This is a genomic window from Senimuribacter intestinalis, assembly GCF_943192965.1.
GTDB lineage: Bacteria > Bacillota > Clostridia > Peptostreptococcales > Anaerovoracaceae > Senimuribacter > Senimuribacter intestinalis.
In genome coordinates this window covers 134,246-147,322 of sequence record NZ_CALPCF010000002.1, presented here as the reverse complement: position 1 = coordinate 147,322, position 13,077 = coordinate 134,246, and the positions used below count along the sequence as shown (strand labels likewise).

Genomic DNA, 13,077 nt, shown 5'->3' with positions numbered 1-13,077 from the left:
CTCAGGCTCTTATCTTTACATAGTTGATATTTTTCCCCGTCTTTGCGAATTTATCTTCGTATTCAGTGGTAATATTTTCTGCCGCAAACTCCGAAGCGTGAAGATCTCTGCTCATCTCTAAAATTTCCAGATTTTCCTCTTCAATCTGTTCCAGGGTAAATGTAAACAACCCTTCGTTGTCTGTTTTGAAACAAATGCTGCCACCGGCACAAATAATCTGCCGATACTGCTGCAGCCTTTTTCCGTAGGTAAGCCGCCTCTTTGCATGGCGATCCTTCGGCCACGGGTCACTGAAATTCAGATACACCCCCGCAAGTTCTCCATCCGCAAAGAATTCTCTAATGTCTTTTACATATTCCAAAACAAATCGTACATTGGCGATTTGATCTGCGTCCGCTTTTTCAAAGGCTCTAAGTACCACACTTTGGTGTCCCTCGATTGCCACGAAGTTTCTGTCCGGATACTTCTTCGCCATTTCTGTGATAAACTGACCTTTGCCACAGCCAATTTCCAGATAGATGGGGTTATGGTTTCCAAAAATTTCCTGCCATTTTCCCTTATTCGCAGCTGGGATTGGTACCGTAAACGCCCCATAAGCTGCCAGTTTATTGTCAATATCTTTAATCTTTCTCTGTCTCATATATCCTCTAATAAATCTTCATCAAAACAATGGCTGCCAGAAACAGCGCCATCAAAACCATCGCAGTATAATCTCTGCCCTGCATCTTCATGGCATGCATGCGCGTTCTGCCTTTACCGCCTCGATAACACCTTGCTTCCATGGCCATTGCTAAATCCTGCGCAATGCGAAATGCGCTGATAAACAGCGGTACTAAGATTGGAATCAGCGCCTTTGCTCTGTTCAAAATATTGCCGCTCTCAAAATCCGCCCCCCGCGCCTGCTGGGCTTTCATAATCTTATCCGTTTCTTCAAGAAGCGTCGGAATAAAACGGAGTGCAATAGACATCATCATCGCAATTTCATGAGCGGGCACGCCGACATGCGAAAGAGGTCCTAAAAGCCGCTCTATACCGTCAGTTAGACTGATTGGCTTTGTCGTCAAAGTCAAAAGGGATGAGCCGATAATCAAAAGGACCAGACGCAGCGCCATAAATGCCGCCATATAAAGACCTTCTTTGGTGATTTTCAAAAAGCCCCACTGCCACAGCGCATCACCGCTTGTCATGAAGATATTGAGGCAAAAGGTAAAAATGATAATCAAAAGTATCGGCTTCAGTCCGCGCATAATAAAGGAAAGAGGTACTTTGCTGACCGCCACCACGGTGCCCAGCGCTGCAATACTGACCGCAAACCCGACAAAGCTGTCCACCAAAAACAATTCTACGATAAACAAAATCGTCGCAATAATTTTGATTCTCGGGTCTAATCTATGAATGGGGGATTCCACCCCGTAATACTGTCCAAGCGTAATATCTCTAATCATGATTTCCTCTGCAAATACTCATATATTGATTCTGTCGCCTCCTTGAGGCTCAGAATGTTTTCTTCCACAGGAATGCCCTTTTCTTTGAGCTGGCACATCAGTTCCGTCACCGGCGGTACAGAAAGTCCGATTCCAGCCAGCCTGTCTCTCTGCGCGAAAATTTCCTTCGGTGTACCCGCCATGACCAGCTTTCCTTCGTCCATGACCAGCACTTTGTCCGACAGCGCTGCCACGTCCGCCATATTGTGGGAAACGAAAAGAATGATATTGTTCTGCGATTCATGCACCTGCTCAATCATAGAAAGTATATCCTTGTGCGCCCCCGGATCAAGTCCCGCAGTAGGCTCATCCAAAATCAGCACATGGGGCTTCATGGCGATAACGCCTGCAATAGCTACCCGCCGTTTCTGCCCGCCGGAAAGCTCAAAGGGGGATCGATCTTTGATGTCCTCGTAGGAAAGCCCCACAAGCTCCAGTCCTTCCTTAACTCTGCTGTCAATTTCCTCCGGGGAAAGCCCCAGATTCTTCGGTCCAAATGCCACATCCAGCGCTACGGTTTCTTCAAAAAGCTGATACTCTGGATACTGGAACACCAGCCCAACCTTTCTTCGGATGTCCCGCATGCTGACGCCGGGCTTTGTAATATCGACGCCGTCAATTTCGATGGAGCCGCTGTCCGCTTTCAAAAGTCCGTTGAGGTGCTGCAGCAGGGTCGATTTTCCGGAGCCGGTATGTCCGATGACACCGACAATTTCGCCGTCGTATATGTTAAAGTTAATATTGTCCAGCGCCTTCTGCTCGTCAGGCATACCTTTGGAATAAATATGGGATAAATTTCTTACTTGTATTGACATATGAATTCCACCAATCCTTCAGCGGTAATGATTTCCTTTGGAATTTTGATTCCGCGTTTTCTCAGCCTCTGGGCAAGTTCCACCGCAAGAGGCAAATCCAGACTCGCCTCTCTAATCGTTTCTTCCTGTGCAAAGACTTCCTCCGGCGTGCCGTCAAGCAGCACATGTCCTCTATCCATAATAATGATTCGGTCAGCCTGCACCGCTTCGTCCATAAAGTGGGTAATCAGCACTACAGTAATACCCTCATCGTGGAGCTGTCTGATAATCTCCATGATTTCTTCTCTGCCTTTTGGATCCAGCATAGCAGTCGGCTCATCGAAAATGATGCATTCTGGTTTCATCGCTACTACTCCGGCAATAGCAATTCTCTGTTTTTGTCCTCCGGAAAGCATATGGGGAGATTTTTTCTTATATTTTCCCATATTGACTGCTGTCAACGCATCATCCACCCGTCTTCGGATTTCGACAGGGTCTATGCCCAGATTCTCAGGTCCAAAGGCCACATCATCCTCAACGATGGAGGAAACCAGCTGGTTGTCAGGATTCTGAAAGACCATCCCGGCGCTCTGCCGCACATCCCAGATGTGGTTGTCATCGCTGGTATCCCAACCTCTTACGAAAATCCTGCCGCCGCTTGGAAGAAGAAGTCCGTTCAGGTTCTTTGCCAATGTCGACTTGCCGGAGCCGTTTCTGCCGATAATCGCAGTAAAACTGCCCCGCTCGATAGAAAGCGACACATCGTCAATAGCGCGGACCTTTTCGTCACCCTCTCCCGTCATATATTCAAAGATTAAATTCTCAATGCGAATGATATTTTCCATATACGCCTCTTGGTAATTATTGTTTAACAATTTATTTTACCACAATTACAAAAAATTTGCCATACTATAATTAGGAGGTGATAAAGTATGGAATTCAACAAGTTTGCGGCGATTTCTCCAAGTGAGATGAAAATCATCGATGACGCTGAAAGAAAGCTCTCTGACCAGTGCGGTTGCCAAGTGGCTTTGATTGCTTATGATGTGAAGAGGGACTAATTTCACAAAAAGAAGTCCCTAGAAAAAGACGGTAACCTGCTTCCAGATTACCGTCTTTTTTCAATTGGTGTATTTATTATTGCTAGCTTACCGTTTCTGTGCTACTTTGTCAGACCATGGTGTATATACTGTGTGACCGTCAATTTTCTTGTAGCCTCTTACTTTGTAATAGTAAGTTTTTCCCTTTGTTGTGCTCTTGTTGAGCGCAGAGAGTTTCTTTGTTGTAACGATTTTCTTATAAGTTCCGTTCTTTTTCGTTGCTCTGTATACCTGATAGCCATCTACTGCGCTTCCTGTCTTTTTCCAGGAAATCGTAATTCCGCTGGTTCCAGTCTTTGTAGAAACTTTAACCTTGACTGCTTTCACCGCATCTTTTGCAGCATAGTACTGTTTTGCATATTCAATCAGCATGGTACTCTTTTCGTAACGCTCAGCTGTGCCTTCTGCCCCGAAAATTACAGAAACAATATTCTGAGTTTTACCCTCGATTGTCACAGGCACTGCAGTAACCATGTTTGCACCGGATCTGTTGGTTGTTCCGGTTTTCAGTCCGATTGCACCCAGATTGTAAATCAGCGTTCCATAAGTTGAAGTTGCAACAACACCTTCTCCAAAGGTTGGAAGTTCAATTTGTGTCTGTCCTGTAAATGCAGTCAGTTCCTTCTGATAGTTCTTCAGCAAATAGGATGCCAGTTTGAACATATCTTTTGCACTCATGGAATTCTGACGCTTTGCAGTTACTGCGCTGCTGTCATAGTTTGGAAGACCATGTACATTGTAAAATACAGCTGAGGAAAGCCCCAGTGCTTTTGCTCTTTTGTTCATCAGTTTTACAAATGCCTCTTCGGATCCGCTGACAGCTTCAGCCAGCGCAGTTCCACACTCATTAGCAGACGGCAACAAGAATCCTGCCAAAAGATCACGAACAGAAACTTCTTTTCCAAGTTCAAAATTATTTCTGCAAATACCGGTGCTGTCTTCGGAGTTTGCTTCCTCCATCACTGCTTCAGAAATTTTTACTTTCGTATCCAGTGAAATTTTACCTTTGTCAATTGCTTCCTGCACCAGCAGATAAGTCATCAATTTTGTAGTGGACGCCAGCTGGGTCTGTACATTTTCGTTACTTGCGTAAAGGATTTCTCCCGTGTCAGCGTTGCCGACAATCGCACCGTGCAGAAAACTGAAATAACCATTTTTGTCAAGCTGATCGATGTCGATGCTGAAGTTCTTCTTCGTATTCACTGACAGTGCATTTTTCCCAGTCAGCTTAGTTTCCAGACCAAAGGCAAATCCCAGATCTAAAATTTTCATGTAGATATCGTCTCCAGCTTTATACACGCTGTAGCCATAAGGCTTTCCGTCGATCTCCATGTTGGTCGGCGTTGTCATCCCCGGCGTGCTCAGGCTAATATCGTCCTGCCCTTCTTTTGGATTCTGGCTATATGTTACATCAAATGCTGCATTCTCTCCACCGACAGCTTCATAAGCTTTTCCCGTGGTGAAGATGTACTTGCCACTTTCTTCATCGTATTTAAAATTCATCTGCTTCTCACTTCCACTCAAAGCACTGCATAGATCTTTGACAGAAACATACATGTTATACGCATAGGACGCATTGTACGCTTTTACGGTCACAGGTCCATTTCCATCTACGCTGACTGCCAGATTGACTCTCTGCATCTGATCTCCTGCATAGACGGTTCCCATCGCGCCAAAACACATCGTCATGACGACAGATAAAACCAGGATTACACTGATTAGCTTTTTCTTCATTTGATCATCTCCTTTTCTTTTGTGATATCTCACACTAGAAAGGACATGCAAATGTTGTGCCAGAAAAAGGTTATTCTGAAAACTCTTTTATTTTAGGAGATTCGGATTTTTTCTGCTGCTTTCCCCTCATCTTTTCGTCCGAAATTCCGTTTAAAGAATCCGAATTTTAGAACATGCGTCCGCTGTGTACTTTAATATTAAAATTCTATGTTTTTCAAAGTCCTGCTTTCTAATCCATCATATAAATGCCAAAGAACCCCACCTTATCCTTCCCATGATCCCAGGAAAGTCCGCAGGTTTTACATAATTCTGCCACATTGATTCCGTAAGCAGAAAGGCAGGAAGCTCTCTTCTCCGGAAATCTACATGGCTCACCGCTCACCTTTGCACAAGGGCTGCAAGCGCTGCATGGTCCTGCCATAATTGCCATACCTTTAATGCCCTTCGCCTCAAGTTCATTGATAAAAATTCTGATTTTTGCGTTATGTCTTTTCTTCAGCGAACCGGTCTCTGCGGAATCGGTGATGTCTCCTACCGGCTGAATGGTCTGCAAAACCAAGGCACGGCTGTATTTCATCACCTTGTCCTTCATTTCGGCAGGGGTACCGCAATCCGGCGGACAGCCATAATTTTTCCCAAAATTACCGCATTGGTTCATCTCGCAGTATTTACGAAATTCAAATTCAAAGACCAAATCCTTCGCGTCCATAAATGCGCTGTTTTCAATACCTGCCTCTTTAGCAATCCGTAAAATTTCCTGTTCTGTCATAATTGTACCTCATTCAAATATGTTTCCACTGCGGTAATTATACCACAATCCCGCCCAAGAAAAAAGGAATCTTCCCCGCTGAAGATTCCTCTGTCGGTCGCAATTTATTTATAAGCAAAGAATTTTTTCGCCGGTGTTTTGCAAAGGGCGCTTGCCAATATGCAGGCGATAACCATGCCTACTGCAAACTGTCCGATATTCCACGGCACACCCGAAAGCGGCGCAATGAAATTTCCATACATGACAGCTTCGGTCACATAATAGCCTGCTGTCATTTCAAGGCCTGCGATGACCATTCCGATAACTTCCCCCACAGAAATTCTACCCTCTTGCTGGTTTTTCCCTGACTTTTCCATTCTCTCCACAAAACTTCCCAAAATCCATGCCATAACCAGCTTAATCAGCAGCGTCCACGGCGCCCAAAAAGCATAACCGCCGATGATGTCACCCAAAGCCGAGCCGGCGCCTGCTGCCAGTGCACCGCTTTTTTTGCCAAGAATCAAAACGGCCAGAAAAATCATGGAGTCCCCCAAATGAACGTACCCCTGGGTAAACGGAATCGGCACTTTGATAAACATGGTCGCAATCATCACAAGGCACATCATCAAGGCCGTCATTACCATTGTCGCTATTTGATTTCTATTTTCATTTCTAATCATAATTTCACCTGTTTCTATTGACTTTCTCTCTGTCAGTATTATAATAGCACTAAAGTGTTCTTAAAGAAACAGTCAGAATATATTATTTTTATATATACACTTTGGAGGTTTTTGCGAAATGAAGCCAATTACAATAGAATTCAAAAACAGTTCTAAAACGCCTTTATACATACAGTTGTACAGACACATAAAAAGTGAAATTACCTGCGGCAATATGACCGCCGGAGAGAAACTGCCTTCACTCCGCAGACTTTCTGCAGATTTGTCCATCAGCATTACCACCACCGAGCAGGCGTACAACCAGCTTTTGGTAGAAGGCTACATCATCAGCAAGCCGCAGTCCGGCTACTATGTTGCCAATGTGGCTGGCGGCAGTTCAGACAGAGGACTAACCCCAGAGACTGGTCTTGACCTCTCCTCTTATGCGGTACAGGAATCCCCTTACAAACAAGATTTGTCCTGCTTTGACTTTGGAAAATGGAAAAAATGCATGGCCCGTGTGCTTAACGACTACTCCCGTCTGCTGCTCTTTGAAAGCGACCCGCAGGGAGAAGGCGCCTTGCGCTTTGAGATTTCAAAGTACATCTATAACTCTCGCGGTGTTATCGCAAACCCGGAGCAGATTGTCATAGGCGCGGGTACCCAGCAACTGACCAGTCACCTTTGCCGGATTCTGCGCAAAATCAGCGTAGACCATATCGCAACCGAGGATCCCGGTTATCTTCCAGTGCAAAACATTTTCCGCGACCACGGTTTTAGTATTACGAAAATTCCTGTATCAGACGACGGAATCCATATAGAAAAACTGCCGACCAATATTCCTTCGGCAGTCTACGTCAGCCCCTCTAATCAGTTCCCTACAGGCTCCGTTATGCCGGTGGGCAGACGCTACCGGCTTTTAGAGTGGGCAAAAGAAAATCACAGTTTTATATTAGAGGACGATTACGACAGCGAACTGCGTTACTTCGGAAAACCTGTGCCGGCGCTACAGGGTCTTGACGACAGCGGCAGGGTTGTCTACCTGGGCTCTTTTTCGTCCACTTTATTTCCCGCAGTCAAAATCAGCTACATGGTGCTGCCGGAATCAATGATGGAAATTTTCAACACCATTAAAACCGACTACACCCAGACCTGTTCCAAAACAGAGCAGCTAACCCTCGCCCTCTTTATGGAAGATGGGCTTTACTACACCAATATCAAAAAATTGCGCAAGCTTTACGGTCAAAAACTACAGATCGCACTTACTGCTTTTGCGTGTTTTGGCGTCGGCTTCGTCACACCGACCAATACCAACTCAGGAATCAACATCATCTTAAAAGTCCGCACAAAAAAATCCCCTGCGATCCTTTCTGAAATGGCTCGCTCCATCGGACTCAATGTACAGCCGGCTGCCAGCCTGACTGACCAAGATACCGCCGCCCTCATCTTTTATTATAATCAGATTCCACTCGGCGAAATGGAATCCAGCATTGCGGCTATGATCACATTGTGGAAAAGCTGCTGATGTATCGCTTCGATTTTGCTAAATAGCTGCGAAACCTGCACCATTTTCTTTAAATTTTAAGGCTATGGTGCAATTTTTCATCTCGACGCTTCTATTCTTGCACCATTTCCTTTCAAAATCGAGTCAATGGTGCGAATTTGACCGTCAACAGCTAGTTCAATAAGCGCTATGTTGAAAGTCATCTTAATTCAGCTTCCATTATTCCCCTTTTATTTCCATTATATCCATTATCATGCATACAATTCTGCCTTGTAGGTTATGCTCGACGCACCATACGCCCGATAAAAAGCAAAAATGGTGCACCTTTAGAAGCAGCCAACTTCAAATCCGCACCATTGGCCATCTATTTAAAGAAAATGGGGCAAAAGTTGTGTTCTGACGACTTCATCAATCCAAGCGCTGTTACAACTGCCCTTGTTATCATCCTGTGTCAAAATTAAATCCTTGCCGATTACAAAACCATTCATCTGATAAGTGTACAGCTTATTTGCAGTGTTTTCGCAATATGTCATTTTACTTAAAAGCCCTAGATGCTCCCAGATTTTATAGCCGCCTAATGGCAATTTGATGCGAAAATCCGGATAGAAATACTGCCCTGTAAATGACAAACGTTCCTCATATCGAAATGGAATGTGGTAATAGAACAATGTATTTGCAATAATGACTTCCGACTTAGAACGCACGAAAATTCCGCTTAAAGTTTCGTGAACCAGGTGCTGCGGTTCATACTCGCACTTTGGATAGTCAGCACTCGCCCAGTCCTGCAGTTTCTTCGCCGTAAATCTGCAGAATGCTCTTTGATAAGCCGGCGATAAGCCATGCAAAATATCCTTTTGTTCTGTGCTTTGATAGCTCTCCTGCAAATCTTCCAGCAGAATAATATTTTTTTCTGCTCGCCGATTTACCTCCTGCTGGATTCTTTTATCCAAAAGGCACCTCACTATCTGCGGATTCTTTGAGATATTTTCCTCAAGATATCCATTTTCAGTCCTATATTTGCGATAAAACACCGCATCGACTTTCCTCTCTCTCATTTTCAAAAATCCGTCCGGCGCTCTATTTAAAAACTGCTTACTTTGATATAGCTGCTGCTTCTGCTGTTTCAACTCATTTTCAATCAAAAAAGAAAAACTCACTCTAATCACCTCCATCTTTATTGTGACATAATCGAGGCGAGATTTCAAGAAAGTTTTTCCTTATTTTACATTTTTTGCTATTTTTCTTCCGCGAACCCTATAAATCCGCTGGTCTTCGTCAGTACGCCGTCCTTGTCCACAAAAAGCGCTTCCACACCGTCAATACCCTCAATAAAGTCGACACCCTCTTCCACGCCCAACATGAGGCATATAGTCGCCATAGCATCACAGTCGGCAGAGGTTCCTTTATCACCCACGAGACTTACACTAACGACATCGTTATTCACCGGCCATCCGGTTTCCACATCCAATATATGATGGTAATAAGTTCCGTCCGCTGCTTCAAATCCGCGCTCGTAAATGCCGGAAGTTACCACCGTTTTATTTGCAGCTTCCACATAGCCGACAATTTCTCCACTATCAGAAAACGGCTTTTCAATACCAATTTTAAAGGCATCGCCGCCCTTATCGCCAATTACGATAATATTGCCGCCAAAGTTGACGACGGCGCTGGTAACGCCCAATTCTTCCAGACACTCCGCCGCACGGTCAGCCACATAGCCCTTTCCTATGCCGCCTAAGGTAATCTCTGCCTTAGGATTTTCCAGCGTCACATCATTTCCGTCAATCTTCACCGCCCGGTAGTCAACACCCTGCATAGCTTCCTCCACTGCCGCCGTAGAAGGCACCTTCGGCTCCGACTCATGAAAATCCCACAAAGCAGCTGCTTTTCCGATGGTGATATCAAACTTTCCGCCTGAAAGATCGCCATAATACAATGCCTTTTTCAGCAAAGAAACAGTTCGCAGGTCGCATGCAACAGCCTTGCCGCCCGCATGATTTACCTTGTAAATATCACTGCCCTCAATGGTCGCACTGATCAGCGACTCGTACTCCACACATAATGCAAAAGCTGTGTTAATGGCATTCTCCGCATTCTCCTGCCCCATAGCTTCCATATCGTAAATTGTAATCTGACATAGAGTGTCCATGTAGTAACTTGTTTTTGATACCGGCTTTTCTGTACAGCCAGTCTGTGTTATAATAACAGAAGCAGTCATTATCGCAATGACCGCAATAGAAAGAAATTTTTTCATTACATATACCTCAAACTTTATTGGAGTTTTTATGTTCAAAATCATCAACAAGGCTGATATCGTGCTCTTTTTCTGCCTGCTTCTCATAGGTCTTGGCCTTTCTGCGTGGTCCCTCACATCGGGCGGCGCCGGTCAACAGGTCATCGTCACGGTGAACGGACAGCACTATGGCACCTACAGCCTCTTCGAAAATCAGACGATAGAGATTCAGCAAAAGAATCATCTTAATAAGATTACCATAAAAGACGGCACGGTGCAAATGACTTATTCCGACTGCCACAACCAGGTGTGCGTCAAAGACGGCAAGGTTCGCATGGCAAATCAGAGCATTGTCTGCCTGCCAAACAAAGTCATGGTCGAAATCGTCGGCGGAGAGGGGGAGCTTGATGCAATCTCAAATTAGTACTCGTACCAGAAGAACTAAGGCGCTAGCCCTTTCTGCCATGTTTGCCTGTCTTGCGCTGATTTTTTCCTATGTAGAAGCAATAATTCCTTTTAACATCGGAATCCCCGGTGTCAAACTGGGGCTAGCCAATCTAGTCATTGTCATCGCCCTGTACGAGCTGAATTTTCGCTACGCCTTTGTCATCAACATGATCCGAATCCTGCTGGCAGGACTTTTGTTTAGCGGCGTATTCGGTGCGCTTTACTCACTGGCTGGCGGCATTTTGTCCCTACTCGTCATGTGGATTTTGAAAAAGACCGAACTGTTCAGCATGGTCGGCATCAGCATGGCAGGCGGCGTGGCGCACAACATGGGGCAGCTTTTAGTCGCCGCCGCCATCGTATCCAATCTGCGCATGTTCCTGTATTTTCCGATATTGATGTTCAGTGGGCTTGTAACCGGCATTCTCATGGGCATTGTCGCATATGTCATCGGCAACAAAATACCAAAAAGTATATTTAGATAGAAAGAGGTTTTTTATGAAACAGCAATTAATTGACCTGCGCATACGCATGCAGCAGGCAGGCATTGACGCCTACATCATTCCAACCACAGATTTTCACGGCTCCGAATATGTCAATGACTACTTCAAATGCCGCAAATTCCTTTCAGGTTTCACAGGCTCTGCGGGAACCGTGGTTGTCACACAGGAGGAAGCATATCTCTGGACGGACGGCAGATATTTTCTACAAGCGACGGATCAGCTAAAAGACACCGGCATCGGCCTGATGAAAATGGGGCAGCCGGGGGTTCCGACCATCGACGCTTATTTAAAAGAAAAGTTGACGCCGGAAAACACCATCGGCTTTGACGGCAGAGTCTGCGATTACGCCTTTGGCTGCAAACTGGAAAGCATCTGCAAAGTAAACTACGAACTGGATCTGGTCGGTGACATCTGGAAAGACCGTCCCGCTATCAAACCGTCTAAGATTTACGGGCTGCAGTCCTCTGTCACCGGTGAAACAGCTGGTTCCAAGCTGGCGCGAGTTCGCAGCTATATGGAAAAAAAGGGCGCTGACTATCATCTCATCACGAAACTAGAAGAAATCGCATGGCTTTTCAACGTGCGCGGCGACGATGTCGCCAATACCCCAGTATTCTTCAGCTTTGCGCTGATTGCCAGAGATCACGCATACCTTTATGTCATGGACGAAACTTTTAAAGAAGAAGACGTCCGTCCATATTTCCAGATTTTTGAAGACATCAAGACGATTCCGCAAGGTACAATCCTGCTGGATGAAGATGTAGTCAGCTATGCTCTAGTGCGTTCTCTGCCTGAAAAAGTACAAATCATCAACAGCAGCAGTCCTGTTACCATGATGAAAGCCCTAAAGAATGAGGACGAAATCAGAAGCACAAAAAATGCCCATCTAAAAGACGGCGCTGCTATGGTAAACTTTATCTATTGGCTGAAGCAGACCGTCGGCAAAGAGGAAATCACAGAAATTTCTGCTGCTGATTACCTGGAACAATGCCGCAGAGAGCAGGAAGGCTGTTATGACCTCAGTTTTACCACCATTTCCGGCTATATGTCAAACGGCGCTATCGTCCACTACGAAGCGACGCCAGCAACCAACAAGACACTAAAACCGGAAGGGTTTCTTCTGGTGGATTCCGGTGGACAGTACGAGGACGGCACCACCGATATTACTAGAACCATCGCCCTAGGACCTTTGTCGCAGAAAATGAAAGAGCACTACACCACAGTACTTCGCTGTCACATTCGTCTTGCCATGGCAAAATTCCCCGTGGGTACTACCGGCAGTGAGCTTGACACTTTGACCAGACAGCCGCTTCATGCCATCGGTCTTGACTACAACCACGGCACTGGGCACGGCGTCGGTCATCTGCTCAGCGTCCACGAAGGGCCCCAGACCATCAGCGGTAAACCTGGCTGTGATGTGCCGTTTTATCAGAACATGATCACTAGCAATGAGCCGGGCGTTTATCTGGAAGGAGAATACGGAATCAGGCTGGAAAATGAAATTCTCTGTGTTGACGCTGCAAACGGAAAACTGGGCTTTGAAAACCTGACTTTCTGCCCATTTGACAGGGAGGCAATTCTTCCAGAGCTTTTGACAGAAGAGGAACTGGCATGGCTCAACAACTACCACAGAGAAGTCTACGAAAAAATCGCACCGCGGGTATCCGCAGAAACTTCCGCCTGGCTGAAAGAGCAAACAGAGAAGATATAAAAGAATATATAAAATTCAAAGCAGCGGCTGGTTTTCCAGTCGCTGTGTTTAATTTATTCTGGTTTCTCGAAATTCTCTTGACATCCAAAACATATTGTAGTATCGTTTGTTTATAAATAAACGTTTTATAAATTTGTTTATTTATAACAGCACATGTCAT

At 45.3% G+C, this 13,077-nt stretch carries 14 protein-coding genes; 5 read left to right on the top strand and 9 right to left on the bottom strand.

The window, feature by feature from the left end; genetic code table 11:
• Window position 1: 1 nt before the first annotated feature.
• The 4 genes from trmB to NFR88_RS02645 are packed head-to-tail and all read right to left on the bottom strand — an operon-like array spanning window position 2 to window position 3,123.
• Window positions 2-640, bottom strand: coding sequence for a tRNA (guanosine(46)-N7)-methyltransferase TrmB (trmB, locus tag NFR88_RS02660; protein ID WP_160201980.1), 639 nt, complete (start codon window positions 638-640; stop codon window positions 2-4).
• A 7-nt stretch (window positions 641-647) separates the two neighbouring features.
• Window positions 648-1,445, bottom strand: coding sequence for an energy-coupling factor transporter transmembrane component T family protein (locus NFR88_RS02655; RefSeq protein ID WP_251613387.1), 798 nt, complete (start codon window positions 1,443-1,445; stop codon window positions 648-650).
• A complete protein-coding gene (locus NFR88_RS02650) occupies window positions 1,442-2,299 on the bottom strand; it encodes an energy-coupling factor transporter ATPase (protein WP_251613384.1) in 858 nt (285 codons plus the stop codon). The genes NFR88_RS02655 and NFR88_RS02650 overlap by 4 nt, the downstream gene beginning before the upstream one ends.
• The gene (locus NFR88_RS02645; protein WP_251613382.1) at window positions 2,284-3,123 is read right to left on the bottom strand and encodes an energy-coupling factor transporter ATPase; all 840 of its coding nucleotides are present in this window, start codon (window positions 3,121-3,123) and stop codon (window positions 2,284-2,286) included. The genes NFR88_RS02650 and NFR88_RS02645 overlap by 16 nt, the downstream gene beginning before the upstream one ends.
• Before the next feature lie 87 nt (window positions 3,124-3,210).
• Between NFR88_RS02645 and NFR88_RS15025 the strand changes: the two genes are divergently transcribed.
• On the top strand, window positions 3,211-3,339 hold the full coding sequence (locus tag NFR88_RS15025; RefSeq protein ID WP_275557599.1) for a hypothetical protein: 129 nt from the start codon (window positions 3,211-3,213) through the stop codon (window positions 3,337-3,339).
• 87 nt (window positions 3,340-3,426) lie between these two features.
• Here the strand turns inward: NFR88_RS15025 and NFR88_RS02640 are convergent, their stop codons facing one another.
• The 3 genes from NFR88_RS02640 to NFR88_RS02630 all read right to left on the bottom strand — a co-directional run bounded on the left by NFR88_RS02640 (window position 3,427) and on the right by NFR88_RS02630 (window position 6,540).
• A complete protein-coding gene (locus NFR88_RS02640; RefSeq protein WP_251613379.1) occupies window positions 3,427-5,112 on the bottom strand; it encodes a D-alanyl-D-alanine carboxypeptidase family protein in 1,686 nt (561 codons plus the stop codon).
• Window positions 5,113-5,341: 229 nt separating this feature from the next.
• Window positions 5,342-5,881 carry a DUF2284 domain-containing protein gene (locus NFR88_RS02635; RefSeq protein ID WP_251613376.1) on the bottom strand — a complete coding sequence of 180 codons (540 nt, stop codon included), beginning with the start codon at window positions 5,879-5,881 and terminating at the stop codon, window positions 5,342-5,344.
• A gap of 104 nt (window positions 5,882-5,985) precedes the next feature.
• On the bottom strand, window positions 5,986-6,540 hold the full coding sequence (locus tag NFR88_RS02630) for an ECF transporter S component (protein ID WP_251613373.1): 555 nt from the start codon (window positions 6,538-6,540) through the stop codon (window positions 5,986-5,988).
• Window positions 6,541-6,658: 118 nt separating this feature from the next.
• Between NFR88_RS02630 and pdxR the strand changes: the two genes are divergently transcribed.
• Window positions 6,659-8,044: a MocR-like pyridoxine biosynthesis transcription factor PdxR gene (gene pdxR, locus NFR88_RS02625; RefSeq protein WP_251613370.1), complete on the top strand. Its 1,386-nt coding sequence runs from the start codon at window positions 6,659-6,661 to the stop codon at window positions 8,042-8,044.
• Between the two features lie 347 nt (window positions 8,045-8,391).
• Here the strand turns inward: pdxR and NFR88_RS02620 are convergent, their stop codons facing one another.
• Window positions 8,392-9,180: a hypothetical protein gene (locus tag NFR88_RS02620; protein ID WP_251613367.1), complete on the bottom strand. Its 789-nt coding sequence runs from the start codon at window positions 9,178-9,180 to the stop codon at window positions 8,392-8,394.
• A 77-nt stretch (window positions 9,181-9,257) separates the two neighbouring features.
• Window positions 9,258-10,277 (bottom strand): FAD:protein FMN transferase, encoded by a 1,020-nt coding sequence (locus tag NFR88_RS02615; RefSeq protein ID WP_251613363.1) that lies wholly within the window; start codon window positions 10,275-10,277, stop codon window positions 9,258-9,260.
• A 31-nt stretch (window positions 10,278-10,308) separates the two neighbouring features.
• Between NFR88_RS02615 and NFR88_RS02610 the strand changes: the two genes are divergently transcribed.
• From NFR88_RS02610 to NFR88_RS02600, 3 genes are read left to right on the top strand one after another with little or no spacing between them, the layout of a single operon-like run.
• Window positions 10,309-10,680, top strand: a complete 372-nt coding sequence (locus tag NFR88_RS02610) for a NusG domain II-containing protein (protein WP_160201780.1) — start codon at window positions 10,309-10,311, stop codon at window positions 10,678-10,680.
• Complete coding sequence (locus NFR88_RS02605) at window positions 10,664-11,188, top strand: Gx transporter family protein (RefSeq protein ID WP_251613360.1); 525 nt, start codon at window positions 10,664-10,666, stop codon at window positions 11,186-11,188. The genes NFR88_RS02610 and NFR88_RS02605 overlap by 17 nt, the downstream gene beginning before the upstream one ends.
• A 13-nt stretch (window positions 11,189-11,201) precedes the next feature.
• Window positions 11,202-12,917 carry an aminopeptidase P family protein gene (locus tag NFR88_RS02600; protein ID WP_251613357.1) on the top strand — a complete coding sequence of 572 codons (1,716 nt, stop codon included), beginning with the start codon at window positions 11,202-11,204 and terminating at the stop codon, window positions 12,915-12,917.
• The last annotated feature ends 160 nt before the right edge of the window (window positions 12,918-13,077 follow it).